The organism is Pseudarthrobacter sp. NPDC058329 (genome assembly GCF_042879835.1).
GTDB lineage: Bacteria > Actinomycetota > Actinomycetes > Actinomycetales > Micrococcaceae > Arthrobacter.
In genome coordinates this window covers 114,447-136,815 of the sequence record NZ_JBHVZR010000013.1, presented here as the reverse complement: position 1 = coordinate 136,815, position 22,369 = coordinate 114,447, and the positions used below count along the sequence as shown (strand labels likewise).

Sequence of the window (22,369 nt, the reverse complement as noted above, 5' to 3'; positions counted from 1 at the left end):
TATAAGACACTTTAAAACCCTTCTTTGTGCCCATACAAAGGGGGCCGCGGGGATCGGGCTCCCATCGTAACCGGGGGGGGGCGGGTGTATCACCCCCCGCCCCCGCCGATTCATGCTGGTGTGCCGAAAACCGATTACTCGGAGTCGGCGCCCTCGGCAGCCACTGAGGCGTGAACGCGCTCGGTGTCACCGGCGCCTTCCTCTTCAGCCACTACGGGGGAAAGGGACAGCTTTCCGCGGTCGTCGATCTTGGTGATTTCCACCTGGATCTTCTGGCCAACGGAAACAACGTCGTCAACGTTGTCTACCCGCTTGCCACCGGCAATCTTACGGAGCTCGGAGATGTGCAGGAGGCCGTCCTTGCCCGGGGTCAGCGACACGAAGGCACCGAAGGTGGTGGTCTTGACGACCGTACCCAGGTAACGCTCGCCGATTTCCGGGACCTGCGGGTTGGCGATGGCGTTGATGGCGGACCGTGCTGCGTCTGCAGACGGGCCATCAGTGGCGCCAATGTAGACCGTGCCGTCGTCCTCGATGGAGATGTCGGCGCCGGTGTCTTCCTGGATCTGGTTGATCATCTTGCCCTTGGGGCCAATGACCTCGCCGATCTTGTCCACGGGGATCTTCACGGCGATGACGCGCGGTGCGAACTCGGAGAGCTCGTCCGGGGTGTCGATGGCGGAGTCGATGACCTCGAGGATGTGCAGGCGGGCTTCGCGGGCCTGCTTCAGGGCTGCTGCCAGGACCGAGGCGGGGATACCGTCGAGCTTAGTGTCCAGCTGGATGGCCGTAACGAACTCGGAGGTACCGGCAACCTTGAAGTCCATGTCGCCGAAGGCATCTTCGGCGCCAAGGATGTCGGTCAGTGCCGCGTAGCGGGTCTGACCGTCAACCTGGTCGGAGACCAGGCCCATTGCAATACCGGCGACGGCTGCCTTCAGGGGCACACCGGCGTTCAGCATCGACAGGGTGGAGGCGCAGACGGAACCCATCGACGTCGAACCGTTGGAGCTGAGAGCCTCAGACACCTGGCGGATGGCGTACGGGAACTCCTCGCGGGACGGCAGGACCGGCACGAGTGCACGCTCCGCCAGGGCACCGTGGCCGATTTCGCGGCGCTTGGGCGAACCCACGCGGCCGGTTTCACCGGTGGAGTACGGCGGGAAGTTGTAGTTGTGCATGTAACGCTTGGTCTTCACCGGCGACAGCGAGTCGATCTGCTGTTCCATCTTCAGCATGTTCAGCGTGGTAACACCCATGATCTGGGTCTCGCCGCGCTCGAAGATGGCTGAACCGTGAACGCGGGGCAGGACCTCAACCTCGGCAGTGAGCTGGCGGATGTCCGTCAGGCCACGGCCGTCAATGCGGATCTGGTCCTTGAGGATGCGCTGGCGCACCACGTGCTTGGTGACCGAGCGGAATGCTGCGGACAGCTCCTTCTCGCGGCCTTCGAACTGGCCGGCCAGGGAAGAGGTGACCTCGTCCTTGAGTGCGTCAGAAGCGTTGTCGCGGTCCTGCTTGTCAGCGATCTGGAAGACAGCAGCCAGCTTCTCGGCAGCGGCGGACTCAACAGCGGCGTAGACGTCGTCCTCGTAGTCAAGGAAGACCGGGAATTCAACGATCGGCTTGGCTGCACGGGCGGCGAGGTCTGCCTGTGCGTCGCACAGTGCCTTGATGAACGGCTTTGCAGCCTCAAGGCCCTCGGAAACAACCTCTTCGGTGGGGGCGGTGGCGCCCTGTTCCTTGATGAGGCTCCAGGAGTTGTCGGTCGCTTCGGCTTCAACCATCATGATGGCGACGTCGTCACCGGCGATGCGGCCGGCAACCACCATGTTGAAGACGGAGTTTTCCAGCTGCGAGTGCTTGGGGAAAGCAACCCACTGTGATCCGTTTTCGTCAGCAACCAGGGCAACGCGGACGCCGCCGATGGGGCCGGAGAACGGCAGGCCGGACAGCTGGGTGGACATGGAGGAGGCGTTGATGGCCACCACGTCGTACAGCTCGTCAGGGTTGATGGCCAGGACGGTTACCACGATCTGGACCTCGTTGCGCAGGCCCTTGATGAAGGCGGGGCGCAGCGGGCGGTCCATCAGGCGGCAGGCCAGGATGGCTTCGGTGGACGGGCGTCCTTCGCGGCGGAAGAACGAACCCGGGATGCGGCCGGCAGCGTACATACGCTCTTCGACGTCGACCGTCAGCGGGAAGAAGTCAAAGCCTTCGCGCGGGTGCTTGCCGGCAGTGGTGGCGGACAGCAGGGCGGTGTCATCGTCGATGTACACCATCGCTGCGCCGGCGGCCTGCTTGGCAAGGCGGCCGGTTTCGAAGCGGATTACACGCTTGCCGAAACGGCCATTGTCAATGACTGCTTCTGAGAACTGGATTTCGGGACCCTCCAAGAGAGTCACCTCCGTTTCTGTTTTTACGGAAGTCCAGCCGCATCAACCCAGGCCAGCATCTGTCGACTGGCCCTGCACCCGGTCGTCGATCGAGACCCACGGGCCGGGGCTTCAGTCAACGAAGCCGTTCCCGGGGATCACTACCGAGGACCGCGAATGCGTGATGCGGTTGATCCTCCTGTTTAGTTTTTCATTTGAAGGAGGCGGCCCGTTCCGTACCGGAAGGGCCGCCCCTAAGTCCGACTAGCGGCGCAGGCCGAGGCGCTCGATGAGCGAACGGTAGCGGGCGATGTCGGTCTTCTTGAGGTAGCTCAGCATGCGCTTGCGACGACCAACCATGGCCAGCAGACCGCGCTGGGTGTGGTAATCGTGCTTGTGCTCCTTCATGTGCTCAGTCAGATCCTTGATCCGCTGGGTCAGGACTGCAACCTGGACCTCCGGTGAACCGGTGTCGCCTTCGCCGGTTGCGTATTCCTTGATGATGGACTGCTTTACAGCGGCTTCAAGTGCCACAATAACTCCTTGGGATGTGCCGTGAGGGCCCAGGTCAGTAACTCACTGCCGGGTCTGCCGCCGCGGCTGGTCCGGGAAACCCGGACAGTGCCACACACAACAGGAACCAGCCGCCACGGACTGCAGCCGGATCCATCCCCCAGTTTACCGGCCCCCGCCCAATCTTGTCGAAACAGGCAGTCTTATGGGGATCAGCCGGCCATGACGCCCCGGGCTGCCCCTAGTGCTGCAGCTGGTTCCGAATTGCCGCCATCCCCTGCAGGACTTCCGCGAAGCTGGTGCTCAGTGGAGAGAGTCCCACCCGGATGCCGTGCGGAGCGCGGAAGTCCGGGATCACATCCTCGTCCCACAGCGATGCGACGGCGTCCTTCGCGAAAGCGGGGTGGTCAAGGGTGATGTGGCTGCCCCGCTCCCCCGGTTCACGCGGCGAGGCAAGCTCCACGCCCAGGGGGGCCAGCCAGGCTTCGAAGATCTCGACGGCGAAGGCGGTCAGCTTCACGGATTTCGCCCGGATGCCGGCCATGGTTACCGCCTCGATGAGGTCGAGTGTCCCCCGCATGGCCAGCATCCCGAAGATTGCGGGCGTACCGCTGAGGAATCCACGGATGCCTGGAGCCGGCTCATACCCGGCGGCCATTTCGAACGCGTCCTTCCGCCCCATCCAGCCCCAGATCGGCTGGTTGAGCGAGGCGAGGTGGCGATGGTTGACGTAGGCGAAGGCGGGCGACCCGGGGCCGCCGTTGAGGTACTTATAGGTACAGCCGGCGGCAAAGTCCACGCCCGCACTGTCCAAGCCAATCTCGACTGAACCCGCGGAGTGGCAAAGGTCCCACACCACCAGCGCCCCGGCGTCGTGCACTGCTGCGGTGATCCCCGCCAAGTCCGCCAGATGGCCGGAACGGTAGGCGATGTGGCTCAGGAGTACGACGGCGGTGCGCGGCCCCGCGACTTCGCGCACCTGGTCAACGGTTACCCCGGCGTTCGGGTCCGTTTCGATCCAGCGGAGCGTCAGGCCTTCCTCGAGGGCAATGCCCTCCACAAGGTAGCGGTCCGTGGGGAAATTCTCGGTGTCCAGGACCAGTTCATTGCGGTCGGGGTCGGCCACGGCGGCAAGGGCCGCGCGGATCAGCTTGTACAGCACCACCGTGGTGGAGTCCGCGATGACTGTCTGTCCGGGGGCTGCTCCGAGCACTGCCCGGCCCAGCTGGTCGCCGATGGCCTGGGGCAGCTCCAGCCATTCCTCGTCCCAGCCCCGGATCAGCCGGCCGCCCCAGCCGTCGCGAACGAAGGCGCTGACGTCTTCTGCGGTCCGGTGAAGCGGGCGGCCCAGGGAGTTTCCGTCCAGGTAGGACAGTGGGGTATCCGTGCCGATGAACTGGCTGCGGTAGTGTGCCAGCGGGTCCTGCCGGTCCAGCTCCGCCGCACGCTGTCGAAGGGCCGGTCCGGCGTTTTCTGTGTTTCCCGCGATAGGCTGCTGCTGGATGCTCATTGGCCGATTTCCGTCCTGACTGCGAATAGCTCCGGGAAGAAGGTCAGTTCGAGGGCTTTCTGCAGGAAGGCGGCACCGCTGGAACCGCCGGTTCCCGTCTTCATGCCGATGGTCCGCTGCACGGTGCGCAGGTGCCGGAAGCGCCACAGCTGGAAGTTGTCTTCCAGGTCGACCAGCTCCTCGCAAGCCTCGTAGGCGCCCCAGTTGTCCACGGCGTTCTCGTAGATGTGCTTGAACAGCGGCACCAGCGCGGGTGTGAACTCGTGGGCCCGGGTGACGTCCCGCTCCAGCACTTCGCCGGGCACATCGAACCCCTGCCGTGCCAGGTAGGCCAGGAATTCGTCATAGATGCTGGGCGCGTTGAGCAGATGTTCCAGCATCGCGTGGGCTTCGGGATCGGACTCGAAGACCGAAAGCATTGTGGCGTTCTTGTTGCCAAGGATGAACTCAACGGCGCGGTACTGGCTCGACTGGAAGCCGGAGGCATGGCCCAGGAAACCCCGGAACTGCGAGTATTCGGTGGGCGTCAGCGTGGCCAGCACCGACCACTGCTCGGTGAGGGTCTTCTGGATGTGCTTGACGCGGGCAATGCCCTTCAGCGCCGAGCCGAGGTCATCCGCGCGGAGCCACGCTGCGGTGCTCCGGAGCTCGTGCAGCACCAGCTTGAGCCAGAGCTCGGTGGTCTGGTGCTGGATGATAAAAAGCATTTCATCGTGGTGCTCCGGCTGGCTGACGGGCTGTTGCGCACTGAGCAGTTTGGGCAGCTGCAGGTAGGAGGAGTAGCTCATCCGCGAACTGAAATCACGGACAACGCCTTCGTCCAGTTTCCTGGTGTTTTTCTCCACGGACACGGAACTGCCTTTCCCTGTGTCGTAATGCCGTTGGACGGATCAGCGCCTGGCGAGGAGGTGGTGCGCCTGGACCACATCCAGCCGCATCTGGTCCACCAGGGCCTCAGGCCCACGGTATGCCACCATGCCCCTGAGCCGGGCCACGAATTCCACAACCACTGTCTGGCCGTACAGATCGAAGTCCTCCACGGCTTCTTGGGGCCGGTCGATCACATGGGCTTCGACCTGCCGGCTCACGCCGTCGAACGTGGGATTCGACCCCACGGAAATCGCAGCAGGCCAGCGCGTCCCGGCCTGGTCCACCAGCCAGCCGGCGTAGATGCCGTCAGCCGGGATGAGTCCGCTGGCGTTGCCGGCGAGGTTGGCGGTAGGAAATCCGAGGGCGCGGCCGCGGGCGGCGCCGTGGACAACTTCCCCGCGCATCCGGTGGGCGCGCCCCAGCACAGCCGCGGCAGTGGATACGTCGCCCTCCTGCAGGGCTTCGCGCACCCAGGTGGAGGAGCAGCGGCGGTCCGTGCCGTCGTCGTCATGAAGGGGGTAACCTTCGGAACCGAACTCGCTGATGACCTGGACCTCGAACCCGAATTTTTCGCCGAGCGCCTTCATGGTGTCCAGGTCGCCGGAGTTGCCGCGCCCGAACCGGGCGTCATGGCCGATCACCACGTGGCTGGCGTGCAGGCAGTCCACCAGGAACTGCTCCACGAATTCTTCGGCGGTGAGGCTGGCGAGGTCCAGGGAGTACTTCATGACCAGGATGGCGTCCAGGCCCAGCTCACCCAGCGCCTCCAGCTTGTCGTGCAGCCCCATGATGAGCTCAGGCGCGGCTTCCGGGCGGTGCACCAGGGCCGGGTGGGGGTCGAAAGTCACAGCCACGGATTTTGACCGGGTGAGCCGGGCCGTACGGATCAGCTGGGACAGCACCTGCTGATGGCCGCGGTGCACCCCGTCGAAGTTCCCAAAGGTGACAACAGATGGGCCGAAGTCCGCCGGGACCTCGGACGGATCGTTCCAGATGTAGACCATCACCCTCGCCTTTTACTGCGTGCAAATATCTGCGTGCAAATATCAACGTTCCAGACCCTTCCGGCCGCGGAACTCTCTAAAGATTACCCGTATTCACCCTGCCAACTTTGCCACGCTGCCCGGGATGCCGTCCGCCCATCCGGACTGAGGTCAGGACTTGCGGGACGGCCGCCGCCGGTAGAGCCATACCAGGCCCAGGATCGGCAGCAGCAGGGGAATAAAGGCGTAGCCGCGGCCAAAAAGGGACCACACCGTCTCGTGCGGGAACTGGACCGGGTCGAAGAGGCTCAGCCCGCCAACCACCACCACCCCCACCAGTTCCACCAGGACGGCTGCAACGGACACCTTGAACCAGGTGCTGCCGGCCCGGGCCAGGGAGACAGTGGCAATAAGGTACACCAGCGCCGCGAACGCGGACAGCAGGTACGCCAGCGGCGCCTCGGAGAACTTGGTGAGGATCTGGTAGCCGGCGCGGGCCGAGGCCGAGATGGCGAAGACAGCGTAGACGGCGATGAGCAGGCGCCCCGGCCCCGTGTTGCGCGTGTTCCCGCCGGTTACGTTCGCGGCCGGGTCCTGGGCGGTGCCGGGGACAGCGGAGTGCTGGTCTTTCACGTTGTGTGCTTCTTCCACTTCAGTACCAGATCTGGTTCATTCGGGCGGCCATCACCAGCGCGGTGACACCCACGGCGGCCAGGACAAAGTTGCTCCACCGGGTCCGCTCCAGGATGGACCAGTAGACGGCGGCGGGCGGCAGGAGCATGGCCGTGGCAAGGTAGCCCCAGAATTCCCAGGCCTCCCCGGCGATGGGCTCACCGGCAATAACACGCACGATGGATCCCACCAGGTAGACCAGGAGGGCCACCTCGACCACGGCGACCGAGAGGATGGTGACGTCGTTTGGTGCTTTTTTCAGGATGCCGGCCAGGAGGCAGATCCCGGTGGACAGGAGCCCCGCCACCAGGATGATGTAGAAATACGCGTCCACCCTCAGGCCACCCCGGAGGCGCCGGTACCGGTGCCGGGGGCAAATACCAGCACGGGCTTGGCGAAGCTGCCCGCGTCGGCCAGCAGCGCCACCAGGCTTCCGTCGGGGGCGAAGGCGGCTGCGGGATGGTCGGTGGTGGCTGACTCCGGGCTGCCGGGGGCAGCACCTGCGGCAATCCGCCGGCCAAAGGAAATCTCGGTGGCTTCTTCGGGGCTCAGCTCACGGTTGGGCATCAGCGCACGGGCGGCCTCGGACATGTCAAGGACGTTGAGCTCCTCCGCAAGCTGCTCGAGGGTGCGTGCCTGCTCCAGTGAGTAGGGCCCGACGTGCGTCCGCCGGAGGGCGGTGAGGTGCCCGCCGACGCCAAGCGCGTTGCCGAGGTCCCGGGCAAGGGCCCGGATGTACGTCCCTGAGGAACACTCAACGGTAACGTCCAGGTCCACGACGTCGGCCCCTGCATCCCTGCTGATGCCGTGCACCTCAAACCGGTGGATGGTGACCGGGCGGGCCGCGAGCTTCACCTCTTCACCGGAGCGGACCCGGGCGTAGGCGCGTTCCCCGTTGACCTTGATGGCGCTCACGCTGCTCGGCACCTGCTGGATCAGCCCGGTGAGGGCAGCAACGCCGTCGCGGATTGCCTGCTCGGCAACAGCGGAAGTGCCTGCCGTGGCAGTGACTTCACCTTCGGCGTCGTCCGTCACCGTTGACTGGCCCAGGCGGATGGTGGCGGTGTAGGTCTTGGAGGTGCCCACGATGTACGTCAGCAGGCGGGTGGCTTTGTTGATGCCCACCACCAGGACCCCGGTTGCCATCGGATCCAGGGTGCCGGCATGCCCCACTTTCCGGGTACCGGCAAGGCGCCGCATCCGGCCAACCACATCATGGCTGGTCCATCCCTGCGGTTTGTCCACTATCACCAGTCCAGAAAGCACGCTTCCCAGTATATCGGCGCTGGTCCCGGCGCCCGCCCACCTCCGAAGGGGCCGGGTATCACCGCCAACGCCGCTGCGGCGCCCGTTAGGATGGCAGGCATGCCTGAGCTTGCCGCCCACGTCCGCGACGTCCCCGTCAACCAGATCCGGGAAATCACCGAAGCCGCGTGGCGCACCCCCGGCGCCCTGGTCCTCAGCATCGGCGAACCAGGGTTCCCGCTCCCCCGCCATATCCTCGACTCCGGCATGGCCTGCCTGGACAGGGACGAGACCAACTACACGCCCAACGCAGGCATTCCCGCGCTGCGGGAAGCTTTTGCGGCACGGTTCAGGGAGCGCGCGGGCGCCGGCAACAGCATCGGCGCGGACCGGGTGTACGTGGTGGACGGCGCCCAGCAGGGGCTGCACTTCGCCATGAGCCTGCTGCTCTCCCCAGGGGATGAAATCCTGATTCCCAACCCGGGCTACCCGACGTTTGCGATGACCAGCCGCCTTTTGAACGCCGTGCCGGTGGGTTACCCGCTGTACCCGGACCACGGCTTCCAGCCCAGGACCGGGGACATCGAGGCGCTCATCACGGACCGGACCCGGGTGCTGGTCCTGAACTCGCCCTCCAACCCGCTGGGCGCGGTCCTCAGTGAGGACCTGACCCGGGAGCTGGTGGAGCTGGCCCGCCGCCACGACCTGTGGGTGATTTCGGACGAGTGCTATGAAGCGTTCACCTACGATGTGCCGCATGTGAGCCCGGCAAGGTTCGACGGCGTTCTGCCCGGAGAGGCGCGCGTCTTCACCTTGCTGACGCTGTCCAAGACCTACGGCCTCACGGGGCTCCGGATCGGCGCCCTGGTGTGCCCGCCGGGCCTGGAGCGGACGATGAACAACGTGATGGAGTCCATCGTCTCGTGCGTGGCATCGCCGTCACAATATGCCGCGCTCGCGGCCCTCACCGGACCGCAGGACTACGTCCGGCAGACGCACGCGCACTACCGGGCCAACCGGGACGCCGCCTCCGCCGTGCTCGATGCCAAGGGCATTCCGTATTTGAAAGCCGACGGCGCGTTCTACCTTTGGGCAGATGTGTCCCATGCCAGCGGCGGCGACGTGCGCGCCTGGGTACGGCGCTTCCTGGCCGAGTCAGGCGTCGCGCTTGCGCCGGGAACGGCATTTGGCTCCATCGGAGAGGGCTGGGTGCGCATCGCGCTGTGCGGCAAAAGGCAGGAACTGCTGGAAGGCCTGGCCCGGCTGCCGGACCGCGGCTAAGCCGAGGTGTGGGGGCTCCCCGGCCAGCGCCCCCTTCGTCAGCGGCGGGTACCGGAAAGAGACCTGTCCAACCACCTGCGCAGGTCTTCCGCGGGGGCAGCACCGGCCTGCCGGGCAACCACTTTGCCGTCAACGACCACCATCAGCGTGGGAATGGCCTGCACGTCGAAGCGCCGGGACAGGCCCGGGGATGTGTCGACGTCGACCTTCACGAGTTTGATTTCGCCGGCCCGTTCACGGGCCAATTTGTCCAGGACCGGGCTTACCATCCGGCACGGCCCGCACCACGCCGCCCAAAAGTCCACCAGCACCGGAACGGGCGATTGTTCGGCCACGGAGCTGAAGTCAGCATCCCCGGCGTCCACAATCCAGGGCAGCCCGCCCCGGCAACTGCCGCAGCGGGGACTGCCGGCGGCGGTGGCGGGAATCCGGTTGGTCTTCCCGCAGTGCGGACATTTGACGAGGGTGGCTTCCATCCCTAGTAGTCTTTCCTGGTTTTGTGGGCGCCCCATGCCTGGAAGGGAGCGTCCGACGCCGGGACCTCACCCCTGCTGACCGGCAACAGGTCCGGGCGGGTCCCCGAGAAGTAGTCGTAGAAGACGGCGTCATCAAAGCCTGCGGAAGCAGCACCGTACCGGTCCGCTGCGAAATACACCCGGTCGATCCGCGCCCAGAGGGCAGAGGCCAGGCACAGCGGGCATGGCTCGCAGCTGGCGTAGAGGACCGCTCCCCGCAGGTCGAAACTCCGGATTGCGGCAGCCGCCGTGCGGATGGCCACCACCTCGGCGTGGGCGGTGGGATCGTTGTCGCGGGTGACGCGGTTTACTCCCTCGTGCACCTGCCCGTCCCTCGTCACCACCAGCGCCCCGAACGGTCCGCCCCCGTCAGCGACGTTTCGGGTGGCGAGGGCTACCGCCTGTTCCAGGTAATGATTGGCATTGCGCTGCTGGTGGTCCGCCTCAGTCATAGCTAGATCCTAGCCAAGGGGCCGGCGTTAGGGGATAAAAATAGGGGGCGGAAAAGGGGGAAAATCCCGAGTGGATTCTTGTCCGGCAGGCGTAATCTGGCGCCGGGGGTTTCCGTTTGTTTGCCTCTTTCGAGGCTCCTTATTCCGGCCCTCTAAGGGCGCCTAACCCGGAGTACCCAATGAAGAACAAGTTTTCCATCGTCGCGTGTCTCGCTGCTGCGGCGATAGCAATTCCTGCCGGGCCCGCGATGGCGGGGTCCACCCCTGAGCACTCGGAGCCGCGCACGTTGGCGGAGAACCTGATGGGACCCCTGAGCCTGGCCGTGGACTCCGAAGAGTCCGTTCTGGTCACCCAGAATTTCGCCAGCCTCCTCAGCCGGGTCAACGACGACGGAACTGCCACCACCGTGTACACGGGCAAGGAGGGTTGGGACGTGGCAGGCGTGGAATCCCGGCGCGGGACCACCTACTTTGTGGAGAGCGTGGGTGCCGGCGCAGGTGATCCGAATGCTCTCGAGGGCTATCTGAAGTCCATCGATCAACAGGGTGAAGTGCGAACCATCGCGAACCTGGCCGCCTACGAACGCGACCACAACCCGGACCGCGACCAGCATTACGGGTTCGGCCCCGAGGTATCAGCCGAATGCCTTGCCGGCTGGCCTGCGTTCCCGCCGGCCCGTTACCAGGGCGCCGTGGACTCGCATCCCTACGGCGTGGCCGTCCGGGGCGGTACGGCGTACATCGCTGACGCAGGAGTGAACGCCATCCTGGAAGTCGACATAGAGACCGGGGACGTATCCACACTGGCAGTCCTGCCGCCGCGGCCCGCCGTGATCCCGGCGGGGACGAGGATTCCGGTTGATATGGCCGGCAACACTGTGGAGGTTCCTGCGTGCGTGGTGGGACACGAGTACGCCTTTGAACCCGTGCCGACCGATGTGGAGTTCGGACCGGACGGCCGGCTGTACGTGACGTCCCTTCCCGGCGGGCCTGAAGATAGGTCCCTGGGAGCCCGCGGAGCCATCTTCCGCGTGAACCCCTGGTCCGGCTCTTCCCACGTGTGGGCGAAAGACATCCTGAGTCCCACTGGCCTGGCCTTCACTGACGACGGCGACGCGTACGTGGCGTCCATGTTCGGCAACGAGATCATCAGGGTCGACGCCTGGACCCGTGACAAATCGCAGTTCCTCGCCATCGACGGGCCGGCGGCAGTCGAAGTCCGTGGATCGACGCTTTACGCCACGGCGGGGTTCAATTTCGCTGATCCAAGCAAGGGAAAGGTGATCAAGGCCGGAATCCGGTAGTACAAGGAAAACCTTCCTGGCAAGCAGAAGCCCCGGACCGCAATTGTGGTCCGGGGCTTCTGCCGACGCCGGCTACTGCTTGTTGCCGTCCTCGTCGAGTTCCTCGTTGTCTGTGACGTCGAAGTCCTCTTCATCAAAGTCGTCTTCGTCGATGTCCACATCGGTGGACGCATCACTCTTGTAGGGATCGGCTTCCCCGGCGTGACTCGCTTTCGCTGCCAGGGCGGCCACTTCGGCGTCCCGCTTCTTGGCTTCCCGGAGCAGTTCCTCCAGGTTGGAGGCAACCACGGGAACCTGGTCCGCCACGAATTCAAGGCTGGGAGTCAGGCGAACGGTGACGTTGCGCCCCACCTCCTGGCGAAGCACGCCCTTGGCCTTCTCAAGCCCCTTGGCGGCATCCGCCTGCACAGCCTGGTCACCAAACACTGTGTAGTAGATAGTGGCATGCTGCAAATCATTGGTCACCCGGGCATCAGTAACAGTGATGCCCTCCAGCCGGGGATCCTTAACCTTCCGGCCCAAGGCCTCAGCAACAACAACCTTAATCCGCTGCGCCAACTTGGCAGCACGTGCCGGATCAGCCATGAACAACTCCTAAAGAAGAAGAAAAGATGTGGGACGTACGACGGCGGCGGGGCTGGTTCGGCTTCTGGGTTGCCGTCGCTGCCCCGCACCTTGGTAAGTCAGGGACGATGCCGGAGAGTTTTGGGGGCGCCCGGGAGTGGCATCGGGCCTACCGGAGCTGGGCGGTAAAGGATCGCAAGATCCTTTACCGCCCAGCGTAGGGGCGGGGCGCCCCCAAAACTCGGAGGCGACCCCGCTAAACGAACAGCCTAGACGCGCGGCTTCTCACGCATCTCGAAGGTTTCAATGATGTCGCCTTCGGTGATGTCGTTGTACGAGCCAAGACCGATACCACACTCGAAGTCCGTGCGGACCTCGGTGGCGTCGTCCTTGAAGCGCTTGAGCGTCTCAACGGTGAGGTTGTCACCGATGATCTTGCCGTCGCGGCTGATGCGTGCCTTGGTGTTGCGTCGGATGATGCCCGAGCGGACGATCGAGCCTGCGATGTTTCCAAACTTGGAGGAGCGGAACACTTCGCGGACCTCGGCGGTGCCCAGCTGGAATTCTTCGTATTCCGGCTTGAGCATGCCCTTGAGCGCCATCTCGATGTCATCAATTGCGGAGTAGATGACGGAGTAGAAGCGCATGTCCACGCCTTCGCGGTCTGCCAGTTCGGCAACACGCTCGGCAGGCTTGACGTTGAAGCCAATGATGACGGCACTGTCGACCGTCGCCAGGTTGACGTCGTTCTGCGTGATGGCACCAACACCGCGGTGGATGACCCGCAGCTGCACGCCTTCGCCGACGTCGATCTTGAGCAGGGCGTCTTCGAGGGCTTCCACGGCACCGGACACGTCACCCTTGAGGATGAGGTTGAGGGTGTCGATCTTGCCGTCGGCCACTGCCTGGTCGAAGTCTTCCAGGCTGATGCGCTTGCGGCGCTTGGCCAGGGCGGCGTTGCGGTCCGCTGCTTCACGCTTCTCGGCGATCTGGCGGGCGGTGCGCTCGTCAGCGGTCACGAAGAAGGTGTCGCCTGCACGCGGGACGTTGGACAGACCCAGCACCTGGACGGGGCGGGACGGGCCGGCCTCGGTCAGGGCGCTGCCGTCGTCGTCGAACATCGCACGGACGCGGCCGTGGGCGGTGCCGGCAACGATGGTGTCGCCGACGCGCAGCGAGCCGGACTGCACCAGGACGGTGGCCACGGAACCGCGGCCCTTGTCCAGGTTGGCTTCGATCGCGATGCCGCGGGCGTCCTTGTTCGGGTTGGCGCGCATGTCCAGGGCGGCGTCTGCGGTGAGCAGGACTGCCTCGAGCAGCTCGTCGATGTTGAGGTTCTGGCGGGCAGAGACCTCCACGAACATGGTGTCACCACCGTATTCTTCGGGAACCAGGCCGTACTCGGTCAGCTGGCCGCGGACCTTGTCCGGGTTGGCGCCTTCCTTGTCGATCTTGTTCACTGCCACCACGATCGGCACGTTGGCTGCCTGGGCGTGGTTGAGGGCTTCAACGGTCTGGGGCATCACGCCGTCGTCGGCTGCGACCACAAGGATGGCGATGTCGGTGACCTTCGCACCACGGGCACGCATGGCGGTGAACGCCTCGTGGCCCGGTGTATCGATGAAGGTGATCTTCCGGTCCACATCCTCATGCGTGTGTGTGACCTGGTAGGCGCCGATGTGCTGCGTGATGCCGCCGTGCTCGCCCGCCATAACGTCGGACTTGCGGATGGCATCCAGCAGGCGGGTCTTACCGTGGTCCACGTGGCCCATGACGGTGACAACCGGAGGACGCGCCTCGAGGTCTTCGTCGCCTTCGGCTTCGAGCTCTGCTTCGAAGTCGATGTCGAAGGTGGAGAGCAGCTCGCGCTCCTCGTCCTCCGGCGACACAACCTGGAGCTTGTAGCCAAGCTCCTCGCCCAGCAGTGCGAAGGTTTCCTCGTCCAGCGACTGGGTGGCCGTTGCCATTTCACCGAGGTGGAACAGCACGGTTACCAGCGCGGCGGGGTTCGCCTCGATCTTGTCGGCGAAGTCCGTGATGGACGAGCCGCGACGGAGGCGGATCACAGTGTTGCCGTCGCCGCGGGGTACGCTCACGCCACCCAGCGACGGGGCACTCATCTGCTCAAGTTCCTGGCGCTTTGCCCGCTTCGACTTGCGCTGCTTGCCACGACCGGCGCCGCCCTTGCCGAAGGCACCCTGGGTGCCGCCGCGTCCGCGGCCGCCCTTGCCAAAGCCACCACCGGCGGGAGCACCGCCGCCGCCACCGGGACCACCGGTTCCGGGAGCACCACCCGGGCGTCCCGGACCACGGCCGCCGGCACCCGGACGTCCGGCACCGGCCGGAGCCGGGCGTTCAGTGCGGTTGGGCATCATGCCCGGAGTAGGACGGTTTCCACCGGCACCACCGGGACGCGGTGCACCGGGGCGCGGGCCGCCGGCACCTGCAGCGGGACGGGGCCCACCGGCGCCGGCTGCGGGACGCGGACCACCGGGACGGGGGCCACCGGCACCTGCCGCGGGACGGGGCCCACCGGGGCGGTCGCCCTCGGTACGGCTTCCACCCGGGCGGGGCATGCCCTGCGAGGTGGCAAACGGGTTGTTGCCCGGACGGGGAGCGCGCTCACCGTCGCCGCCACGGCCGCGGGGCATGCCCTGCGAGGTGGCGAAGGGGTTGTTGCCCGGACGGGGACCGCCGGGACGGGGTGCGGAGCCACCCTGTGATCCGCCGGGGCGGGTGGGTGCGGCCGGGGTTTCGGCCTTGGGGGCCGGGCGTGCACCGGGCTTTGCGCCGGTGGACGGAGCAGCTTGCGCAGCGGGGGCCGCCGGAGCGCTGGCAGCGGGTGCTGCCGGAGCCGCCGGGGCAGCAGCCTGGACAGGTGCTGCCGGGGCTGCGGGGGCAGGTGCCTGCGCCTTGGGGGCCGGAGCCTTGGGCGCTGCCGGACCGGGAGCGGGGGTTGAAGGACGTGCTTCTGCCGCCGGAGCGGCTGCCTTGGGCGCGGCGGCCGGGGCTGTTGCCTTGGCAGCGGCGTCGGGGAAGGCGTTGCGCAGTTTACGCACAACGGGAGCCTCAATGGTGGAAGAGGCGGAGCGAACGAATTCGCCCAGTTCCTGCAGTTTTGTCACTGCATCTTTGGAAGTAATACCGAGCTCTTTGGCGAGCTCGTGTACGCGGACCTTGGCCACATTTCTCCTGTCTCGGTCCGCACCGAGCCAGGCACGAACCGTCTACTTCTTACTGCGGGCCCAAGCCGCGATTACTGCAGAAGGGCCCATTGCAGAGCGCAACAAAGTTGTCATCGTTGCGCACTCATCGCTGGGAACTCATCGGGTTTCCATCAGTTTTCTGACCCGCTTTCAGGTTGGACGGTTGGTGTTGCAGTTGCCGTGGCTGCAACGCTCGTTCCGGACTTGATCCAGTGTTCGACGGCGGCCGTTCCGGTTGCGCCCGCAAGGGCACGTCCGAAAGCCCGCCGTTTAATCGCCAGAGCCAGGCACGATTCGCTGGGGTGCAGCCATGCACCCCGGCCAGCCATCCGGCGTCGTTCATCCACCAGGACAGCGGTTGAGCCGCTGCCTTCGGCGACGAGCCGGAGTAGTTCAGACCGCTTGCCCTTCTTCCGGCAGCCGATGCAGGTACGTTCCGGTTGACTCCCGTTGTGAAGCACTGCCACGGTCATCTTCCTGACGTTCATAATCTGCTGGCCTTGTTGCACCTTGCCTCCGCTTGTCCAGCGAAAGGGGGTACACACAGGGCGCACGACTGCCGGCCGTTGGGCGCGGCCTTTTCTATTCTAGCCCCTCCGGGCCATTCTGCCCGAAACCGCCGTGCGGTTCCGGCGTGGCCGGCCCCTCCGGGGCCGAGCTAGTTTTCGCGCGCGGTTGCGGCGTCGGAAACGATGTCGATGCGCCAGCCGGTGAGCTTGGCGGCGAGGCGGGCGTTCTGGCCCTCCTTGCCGATGGCCAGGGAAAGCTGGTAATCGGGAACCACCACGCGGGCGGAACGGGTGGCCTCGTCGGTAATCGTGACCGAATTCACCCGCGACGGCGAGAGTGCACTGGCAATGAACGTGGCGGGATTCTCGCTAAAGTCGACGATGTCGATCTTCTCATCATTCAGTTCGGTCATGACCGCCCGCACGCGTGAACCCATTTCACCGATGCACGCGCCCTTGGCGTTGATGCCGGCGGCGTTTGCCTTGACGGCGATCTTGGTGCGGTGGCCTGCTTCCCGGGCCAGTGCGACGATCTCGACGGAGCGGTCGGCGATTTCCGGCACTTCCAGTTCGAAGAGTTTCCGGACCAGTCCCGGGTGCGACCGCGACAGCGTCACGGACGGGCCCTTCGAACCGCGGTGCACATCGATGACGAGGGCGCGCAGGCGGTTGCCATGGACATATTTCTCCCCGGGCACCTGCTCGGGAGGCGGCAGGAGTGCCTCAACTGCCCCCAGGTTGACCTGGACCATGTGCGGGTTGTGCCCCTGCTGGATGGTTCCGGCCACGAGTTCGCCTTCACGGCCCTTGAACTCGCCGAGGACATTGTCGTCCTCAACGTCGCGCAGCCGCTGCAGGATGATCTGGCGGGCGGTGCTGGCAGCGATGCGGCCAAACCCTTCCGGGGTGTCCTCGAACTCGCCGATGGGGGCGCCGTCGTCGTCAATTTCCACAGCCCAGATGGTGACGTGGCCGCTCTTGCGGTCCAGCTCAGCGCGGGCCTTCTCGAAGGCGCCGGGTGATTTATGGTAGGCCACCAAAAGGGCCTGCTCAATGGTGGGGATCAGGAGGTCCAGCGGGATTTCACGCTCACGCTCCAGAAGTCTCAGTGCGCTCATGTCAATATCCATCAGGCCTCCTCAGAAGGTCCATTGTGTTCAGTTTCCAGACCGTCCCCGTTGAGGTGGCTGAATTCGATCTCGACTTTTCCGTTGCGGATCCTGTCGAAAGGAAGCTTGATGGGATCGCCCTGTTTGGGCTTCATTCCCTTTTTGACGGCGATCTCGGGCACGATCATCACGCCGCCGTCATCCACGGACTGGACGCGGCCCATAACGTTGTCGCCCTGGACAACGTTGACCTTGACCATTCGTCCTTTGGCGCGGTGCCAGTGGCGCGCTTCCGTCAGCGGCCGGCCGACGCCGGGCGAGGAGACTTCGAGGTCGTAGGGACGGCCGTCGTCGCCGGGATCATTGTCCAGCACATCGGAGAGCACCTTGGAGATGTCGGCAATGACGTCAAGGCTCACGCCGCCGGTTTCCTCCTGCGGCAGGTCCACCACCACGTGGACCACCCGGTGGGAGCCGGGGATGATCGCCACGTCCTCGAGGTACAGGCGGTTGGCCTGGACCGAGGGTTCAAGGAGGGCCCTGAGCCGTGCAGCTTCCGGACTGGGTGCGGCCTCAGCCTTACCCGTTCCGGCCTGGTCTGATGAAGCCGTGGCTTCTGCATTGCTCACGATGCCGGCCGCCTCCCGTTAGATGATGTTGTGTGTACTAGCGTAGCTATTTTAGCCGTTCATTGGTGCACGGAGTCCCCCCTCCGCGTGACACCATGGTCTGTTGTGAAAGACGACAACCAGGAGAACCGCCCACGGATGCGCTATTTCCGGTATGCCGTTTATTCGCTCGCGGCCCTCCTCGTCCTCAGCCTGGGTTTTGCGCTGATCCCGGCTGAACCGCCTGCACCTGCGGAACCGCCGTTCTCGGAGCGGGCCCGTGCGGCCGCCCTGGAAGATGTTCTGCAGCTCCGGTCCGCGGGGCTGGAACTCGCTGCTTCCGGCCCGAAGACCGCCGACGGGGGATCTCCCGCGGTACCGTTGGATCCGGTTGTGACCTTGCTGACCATCCAAGCCCGGGCGCTGCTGCTTCCCGGGGATCCGGCCTCCGCTGCGGCGTCAGCCACAGCGACGGCGTCGCCTCCTGTCGGCGCTTCGCCTTCAGTTTCTCCCCCGTCGCCGGCCCCTCCCGCCCAGGCAACTGTGGCGGAGTTCGCCGCCGCCCTCGCGGCCAGCGGGCAGCAACGGCTGAAGGACGCAGAAACAGCCGACGGCGGCATGGCACGCCTGCTGGCCGGCGCCGGCACCGCGCAGCAGCTGGCAGCCGGGCAGCTTGGGGTACAGGGCGCATCAGCCGAGGAAGACCAGCCGCACGAAGGTACGGCACAGGACGGGATGCCAGGCAGCCCGGAGTCACCTAATCCTGCGGAGGCGTCCGGCTGCCCGGCGACGCCGGGCGGGCAGGCGGATGCCAGCAACAACAACGGCACCGCTGACGGCAACGTCACCAGCACCAGCACCAGCACCAGCACCAGCACCAGCGTGGGTGCCGCGCTTGCAGCCACCGCCGAGGCGGAACTGGAGGCGGTATACGGCTACCAGGCCGCGCTCACCCGGCTGCCCCCTGAAGGCGTGTCCACGGCCTCGGACTTCCTGCAACAGCACCACGACCTCGCGGACCAGGCCCGGACCCTCAGCCTGAAGCACTGCGGAACCCCGGCCCCGCAACCGCCGGGGTACGTCCTTGACCAGGGGTTCCTCGATGCTCCGGCGGGGGGCCTTGCCCGTTTGGAGGCGGATACTCTGCCCGCTTACGGGGACCTCGTGGCGGTGGCTGACGGCGAGACGCGGCTGTGGGCCCTGGCAGCACTGCAGGGGACGGCCCGCCGCGCCCAGCATTGGGGCGCCGGTCCAGACCCGCTGCCCGGCCTGGTCCTGGACGAAGCCCAGCTTCCGCAGCTGGCATCGTAAGGGCCCGAAGATCGCTGCCCGCTGCCCGGGCCGGCTGCATAAACCGCCGATGATGGCGGGCCTGCCACGCCGGGTGGTTTGCTGGAGGGATGGACGCCGCACCAGCCCCTTCTTTCCATAACAACGAACCGCACGGCAACGACATTGCGCAGCGGCTGAATTGGCTGCGGGCAGGCGTCCTGGGTGCCAACGACGGCATTGTCTCGGTCGCGGCCATTGTTGTTGGTGTGGCGGGAGCCACCGCACAAACCGGGCCAATACTCACGGCAGGAGCCGCCGGTCTGGTGGGCGGGGCCATATCCATGGCACTGGGAGAATACGTCTCCGTCAGCAGCCAAAGCGACAGCCAACGCTCCTTGATAGAAAAGGAACGCCGTGAGTTGGCGGAGGAACCGGAAGAAGAACTTGCCGAACTTGCTGCCCTTTACCTGGCCAAGGGCCTCAGCCCGGAAACGGCCGGCAAGGTGGCCCGGGAACTCACAGAGCATAACGCCTTGGCCGCGCACCTGTCCGCCGAACTCAACATCGACGAGACTGACATTGTCAGCCCCTGGAGCGCGGCGTTCGCCTCCGCCGTCGCCTTCATCACCGGCGCCATCCTCCCCCTGCTGGCAATCCTGCTCCCGCCTCCGGAGGTCCGGGTCCCCGTCACCTTCGCCGCTGTCCTCCTTGCCCTGGCCCTGACGGGTGCGCTGGGGGCCTGGATCGGCGGCGGCTCGAAAGCCCGGGCAGCCGCACGGGTGGTGGCAGGAGGGGCGCTCGCGCTCGCCGCCACCTTCAGCGTTGGCACCCTGCTCGGGGCCACCGGCGTGGTCTAAAGAAGCGCCCTGCCACGGTGCCCCCGCCCCTGCGCCTAGGCTGGAGCTGATGAGCGGGCCGGCAGCAGTACCAATCCCACCTGACCTCACTGCGCGGTACAGCCGCAGCAGTGCTGGTCGGGCGTGGCTCGCGTCCTTGCCGGACCTTGTCCAGGGCCGGTTGGAGAACTGGCAGCTGACGCCTGACCTGCGTCCGGGTGCCCTTCCCTGGAACGGCCACGGCGGGGTGGTCATCCCGGTACTCCAGGGGGACGGCACCAAGGCTGCCCTCAAAATCGCCTTCCCGCATGATGAAGCCCGGGTGGAGCGGCACGCACTGGCACTCTGGCAGGGGCGGGGCACTGTGGCGCTGTTGGCTTCCGACGCGGGTACCTGCGCCATGCTCCTGGAACGGCTCGACGGCGAACGCCCGCTCGCGGCCGTCCCCCTGGAGGAGGCCGTGGAGGTGTGGGGCGGCCTGGTGCGGCAGTTGGGCATCACCCCCGATGACCGGCCGCAGTGGCAGGAGTTCGAACACATTGCTGCCCGGGCTGAGCAGTGGAGTGATGACCTGCCGGCGGAATGGGAACAGCTGGGGCGCCCGTTTCCGCGCTGGCTGCTGGAGGCCGCCCTTGAGGTGTGCCAGACCCGGGGGGCGGTGGGGCGGCGTTCGGCACGCGATGTCCTGGTCCATACGGACCTGCACTTCCTCAACGTCCTGGCCCGTCCGGCTGCGTCCGCACCGCCAGGCACAACAAACCCGCGGGCCTCTCCGACGGCGGCAGGCTATGCAGCCATCGATCCGCAGCCCATGATCGGCGAGCCGGAGTTCGCGGTGGCTCCGCTGCTGTGGAACCGCCTCGCCGACCTGCCACTGCACGGCTCCGAAGCCGGGCTGCGGCGGCGCTGTGCCGATTTCAGTTCTGCTGCAGGCCTGGACCCTGACGTTGCACGGCAGTGGGGCATCGCCCGGGAAGTGGAGAACGCCCTGGCGTACGCGGGAAAGCCGAACCATGGCGGCGACCTCGCGCGGTCCCTGTGGGTGGCCAGCACTTTGGCTGGCAAAACCCTCGCCGGGCTTCCGTCAGCACACCGTTTGCCCGAACCTGGAGAGGCTGTCGGGGCGCGTTGACCATCGCCGGTGGCAGGTCAGATTCCCCGCACGGCAGCGAGGGCGGAACCGACGGCGGCCACGGCAGTGCGCACCTCGTCCCCTGCCGTCTGCCAGTTGCTGACGGAGATGCGAAGGATGTCCCGGTCCCGCCAACGGGATCCGGACATCCAGACCCTGCCGTCGGCGATGATGCGTGCCGTCACGGCACGGGTGGTGGCGTCGTCACCAAAAGCCACCGACACCTGGGTGTAGCCGACGTCGTTCAGGACCTCCACGCCGTCGAGCGCTGCCAACCCTGCCGCGATTTCCGACGCTGCGGCCACTAGCCCCCGCACCTGGGTGGCCACGCCGTCCCGGCCCAGGCTTTTCAGCGCCGCCCACACCGGCACACCGCGGGCACGGCGGGACAGCTCAGGCACCTTTTCGAACGGGTCCCCCGGGCCCTCTGCGTCCTGGATGAGATAGCTGGTGTGAAGGCCCATGGCGGACCGGAGGGCCGTTGAGTCACGAACAATGGCGATGCCGGAGTCATACGGCACGTTGAGGGTCTTGTGCGCGTCAGTCCCCCAGGAGTCGGCGTCCTCATAGCCGGCCGTCAGGTCCCGCAGTTCGGGCGCCGCCGCCGCCCAAAGGCCAAAAGCGCCGTCAATGTGGACCCACGCGCCGTGCTTCCGTGCGATCCGGAGGGCTTCGGGGAACGGGTCGAACGCCCCGGAGTGGAGGTTTCCTGCCTGCAGGCACACCAAGGCGGGCCCGGCACCTCCCGCCAGCGCGGCGTCGAGGGCTGCGGGAACCAACCGCCCCTGATCGTCAGCATCCACCACCACCGGCCTGCCCAGCCCCAGGTAACGGAAGGCAAGGTCCACGGTGTCATGCCGCTCCCGGCCCACGAAACATCTGATGCGGGGTGCCCCGCTCAGCCCGTCCCGGTCCAGGTCCCATCCCGCGTCGGCGAGGAGCCGCCACCGCCCGGCTGCCATGCCCGTGAAGTTGGCCATCGTGGCCCCGGTGACAAAGCCGACGTCGGACCCGGCGGGAAGACCCAGCAGCTCCAGCAGCCATGACCCGGCGCCTTCCTCGATGGCGGCCATGGCGGGGGTGGCGTAGCGGAGGCCGGCGTTTTGGTCCCAGGCGCTCACCAGCCAGTCAGAGGCAAGGGCAGCGGGCAGCGTCCCGCCAATCACCCAGCCAAAGAAGCGGCCCGAAGGCATCGCCATAAGCCCGGGTTCGGCTGCCTGCGCCAGGAGGTCAACGACGTCCTCTGCACGCATGCCGGAGGTGGGCAGCGGCCCGCCGAAGGCGCCGGTGAGGTCGTGGGCAGGCAGGCGGGGGCCGACGGGCCGGTCAGGCAGGCTGCGCAGCCAGGCCGAAGCGTGGCGTGCCGCGGCAGCTAAAGCAGGGGCGTACTCCTCTTCACCGTGGGGCATAGCT

Annotated in this window: 21 protein-coding genes; 5 read left to right on the top strand and 16 right to left on the bottom strand. The window is 66.3% G+C overall.

Features of this window, described 5'->3' with window-relative positions; translation table 11 throughout:
- Positions 1–134: 134 nt before the first annotated feature.
- The 8 genes from ACFVYC_RS16420 to truB all read right to left on the bottom strand — a co-directional run bounded on the left by ACFVYC_RS16420 (position 135) and on the right by truB (position 8,189).
- Positions 135–2,396, bottom strand: a complete 2,262-nt coding sequence (locus ACFVYC_RS16420; RefSeq protein ID WP_387552231.1) for a polyribonucleotide nucleotidyltransferase — start codon at positions 2,394–2,396, stop codon at positions 135–137.
- 243 nt (positions 2,397–2,639) lie between these two features.
- Complete coding sequence (gene rpsO / locus ACFVYC_RS16415) at positions 2,640–2,909, bottom strand: 30S ribosomal protein S15 (RefSeq protein ID WP_104042798.1); 270 nt, start codon at positions 2,907–2,909, stop codon at positions 2,640–2,642.
- A gap of 220 nt (positions 2,910–3,129) precedes the next feature.
- Positions 3,130–4,398, bottom strand: coding sequence for a kynureninase (kynU, locus tag ACFVYC_RS16410; protein WP_387552204.1), 1,269 nt, complete (start codon positions 4,396–4,398; stop codon positions 3,130–3,132).
- A complete protein-coding gene (gene kynA / locus ACFVYC_RS16405) occupies positions 4,395–5,249 on the bottom strand; it encodes a tryptophan 2,3-dioxygenase (RefSeq protein ID WP_387552201.1) in 855 nt (284 codons plus the stop codon). Before kynA ends, kynU begins: the two co-directional genes overlap by 4 nt.
- A 39-nt stretch (positions 5,250–5,288) precedes the next feature.
- On the bottom strand, positions 5,289–6,272 hold the full coding sequence (locus ACFVYC_RS16400) for a bifunctional riboflavin kinase/FAD synthetase (RefSeq protein WP_387552198.1): 984 nt from the start codon (positions 6,270–6,272) through the stop codon (positions 5,289–5,291).
- 150 nt (positions 6,273–6,422) lie between these two features.
- Positions 6,423–6,884 (bottom strand): hypothetical protein, encoded by a 462-nt coding sequence (locus ACFVYC_RS16395; RefSeq protein ID WP_387552196.1) that lies wholly within the window; start codon positions 6,882–6,884, stop codon positions 6,423–6,425.
- A 19-nt stretch (positions 6,885–6,903) separates the two neighbouring features.
- Entirely contained in the window at positions 6,904–7,257 is a 354-nt protein-coding gene (locus tag ACFVYC_RS16390; RefSeq protein ID WP_387552193.1) for a hypothetical protein, read from the bottom strand.
- Between the two features lie 2 nt (positions 7,258–7,259).
- Complete coding sequence (gene truB, locus ACFVYC_RS16385; protein WP_387552190.1) at positions 7,260–8,189, bottom strand: tRNA pseudouridine(55) synthase TruB; 930 nt, start codon at positions 8,187–8,189, stop codon at positions 7,260–7,262.
- A gap of 99 nt (positions 8,190–8,288) precedes the next feature.
- Here truB and ACFVYC_RS16380 point away from each other — a divergent pair, with 99 nt between their 5' ends.
- Positions 8,289–9,449 carry a pyridoxal phosphate-dependent aminotransferase gene (locus ACFVYC_RS16380; RefSeq protein ID WP_387552187.1) on the top strand — a complete coding sequence of 387 codons (1,161 nt, stop codon included), beginning with the start codon at positions 8,289–8,291 and terminating at the stop codon, positions 9,447–9,449.
- A 38-nt stretch (positions 9,450–9,487) separates the two neighbouring features.
- On the opposite strand, the gene trxA is transcribed toward ACFVYC_RS16380, so the two are convergent.
- Together trxA and ACFVYC_RS16370 are read right to left on the bottom strand one after the other, a co-directional pair.
- Complete coding sequence (gene trxA, locus ACFVYC_RS16375; protein ID WP_387552184.1) at positions 9,488–9,925, bottom strand: thioredoxin; 438 nt, start codon at positions 9,923–9,925, stop codon at positions 9,488–9,490.
- A 2-nt stretch (positions 9,926–9,927) separates the two neighbouring features.
- Entirely contained in the window at positions 9,928–10,416 is a 489-nt protein-coding gene (locus ACFVYC_RS16370; protein WP_387552181.1) for a nucleoside deaminase, read from the bottom strand.
- Positions 10,417–10,595: 179 nt separating this feature from the next.
- On the opposite strand from ACFVYC_RS16370, the gene ACFVYC_RS16365 reads away from it, so the two are divergent.
- Complete coding sequence (locus ACFVYC_RS16365) at positions 10,596–11,720, top strand: ScyD/ScyE family protein (protein WP_387552178.1); 1,125 nt, start codon at positions 10,596–10,598, stop codon at positions 11,718–11,720.
- Positions 11,721–11,792: 72 nt separating this feature from the next.
- Here ACFVYC_RS16365 and rbfA read toward each other — a convergent pair whose 3' ends face one another.
- From rbfA to rimP, 5 genes are all read right to left on the bottom strand, one after another.
- On the bottom strand, positions 11,793–12,305 hold the full coding sequence (gene rbfA / locus ACFVYC_RS16360) for a 30S ribosome-binding factor RbfA (protein WP_387552175.1): 513 nt from the start codon (positions 12,303–12,305) through the stop codon (positions 11,793–11,795).
- 248 nt (positions 12,306–12,553) lie between these two features.
- Positions 12,554–15,469 (bottom strand): translation initiation factor IF-2, encoded by a 2,916-nt coding sequence (infB, locus tag ACFVYC_RS16355; RefSeq protein ID WP_387552173.1) that lies wholly within the window; start codon positions 15,467–15,469, stop codon positions 12,554–12,556.
- Between the two features lie 152 nt (positions 15,470–15,621).
- Positions 15,622–15,978 (bottom strand): YlxR family protein, encoded by a 357-nt coding sequence (locus ACFVYC_RS16350; RefSeq protein WP_387552172.1) that lies wholly within the window; start codon positions 15,976–15,978, stop codon positions 15,622–15,624.
- 170 nt (positions 15,979–16,148) lie between these two features.
- A complete protein-coding gene (gene nusA / locus ACFVYC_RS16345; RefSeq protein WP_387552170.1) occupies positions 16,149–17,129 on the bottom strand; it encodes a transcription termination factor NusA in 981 nt (326 codons plus the stop codon).
- Positions 17,129–17,737: a ribosome maturation factor RimP gene (gene rimP, locus ACFVYC_RS16340; protein WP_387552168.1), complete on the bottom strand. Its 609-nt coding sequence runs from the start codon at positions 17,735–17,737 to the stop codon at positions 17,129–17,131. Before rimP ends, nusA begins: the two co-directional genes overlap by 1 nt.
- Before the next feature lie 105 nt (positions 17,738–17,842).
- Between rimP and ACFVYC_RS16335 the strand changes: the two genes are divergently transcribed.
- The 3 genes from ACFVYC_RS16335 (at position 17,843) to ACFVYC_RS16325 (ending at position 20,956) form a co-directional block, all read left to right on the top strand.
- Entirely contained in the window at positions 17,843–19,027 is a 1,185-nt protein-coding gene (locus tag ACFVYC_RS16335; RefSeq protein WP_387552166.1) for a ferritin-like domain-containing protein, read from the top strand.
- 89 nt (positions 19,028–19,116) lie between these two features.
- Positions 19,117–19,845 carry a VIT1/CCC1 transporter family protein gene (locus ACFVYC_RS16330; protein WP_387552163.1) on the top strand — a complete coding sequence of 243 codons (729 nt, stop codon included), beginning with the start codon at positions 19,117–19,119 and terminating at the stop codon, positions 19,843–19,845.
- 49 nt (positions 19,846–19,894) lie between these two features.
- A complete protein-coding gene (locus ACFVYC_RS16325) occupies positions 19,895–20,956 on the top strand; it encodes an aminoglycoside phosphotransferase family protein (protein WP_387552160.1) in 1,062 nt (353 codons plus the stop codon).
- A gap of 17 nt (positions 20,957–20,973) precedes the next feature.
- Here the strand turns inward: ACFVYC_RS16325 and ACFVYC_RS16320 are convergent, their stop codons facing one another.
- A complete protein-coding gene (locus ACFVYC_RS16320; protein ID WP_387552157.1) occupies positions 20,974–22,365 on the bottom strand; it encodes a pyridoxal phosphate-dependent decarboxylase family protein in 1,392 nt (463 codons plus the stop codon).
- Between the last annotated feature and the right edge of the window lie 4 nt (positions 22,366–22,369).

What these genes read in the sequence shown, in the direction of transcription:
- ACFVYC_RS16325 (WP_387552160.1), top strand. Translation starts at nt 19,895, where the DNA reads ATGAGCGGGCCGGCAGCAGTACCAATCCCACCTGACCTCACTGCGCGG.
- ACFVYC_RS16370 (WP_387552181.1), bottom strand. Translation starts at nt 10,416, where the DNA reads ATGACTGAGGCGGACCACCAGCAGCGCAATGCCAATCATTACCTGGAA.
- ACFVYC_RS16330 (WP_387552163.1), top strand. Translation starts at nt 19,117, where the DNA reads ATGGACGCCGCACCAGCCCCTTCTTTCCATAACAACGAACCGCACGGC.
- ACFVYC_RS16380 (WP_387552187.1), top strand. Translation starts at nt 8,289, where the DNA reads ATGCCTGAGCTTGCCGCCCACGTCCGCGACGTCCCCGTCAACCAGATC.
- ACFVYC_RS16320 (WP_387552157.1), bottom strand. Translation starts at nt 22,365, where the DNA reads ATGCCCCACGGTGAAGAGGAGTACGCCCCTGCTTTAGCTGCCGCGGCA.
- ACFVYC_RS16350 (WP_387552172.1), bottom strand. Translation starts at nt 15,978, where the DNA reads ATGAACGTCAGGAAGATGACCGTGGCAGTGCTTCACAACGGGAGTCAA.
- ACFVYC_RS16400 (WP_387552198.1), bottom strand. Translation starts at nt 6,272, where the DNA reads ATGGTCTACATCTGGAACGATCCGTCCGAGGTCCCGGCGGACTTCGGC.
- trxA (WP_387552184.1), bottom strand. Translation starts at nt 9,925, where the DNA reads ATGGAAGCCACCCTCGTCAAATGTCCGCACTGCGGGAAGACCAACCGG.
- kynU (WP_387552204.1), bottom strand. Translation starts at nt 4,398, where the DNA reads ATGAGCATCCAGCAGCAGCCTATCGCGGGAAACACAGAAAACGCCGGA.
- ACFVYC_RS16365 (WP_387552178.1), top strand. Translation starts at nt 10,596, where the DNA reads ATGAAGAACAAGTTTTCCATCGTCGCGTGTCTCGCTGCTGCGGCGATA.
- nusA (WP_387552170.1), bottom strand. Translation starts at nt 17,129, where the DNA reads ATGGATATTGACATGAGCGCACTGAGACTTCTGGAGCGTGAGCGTGAA.
- rbfA (WP_387552175.1), bottom strand. Translation starts at nt 12,305, where the DNA reads ATGGCTGATCCGGCACGTGCTGCCAAGTTGGCGCAGCGGATTAAGGTT.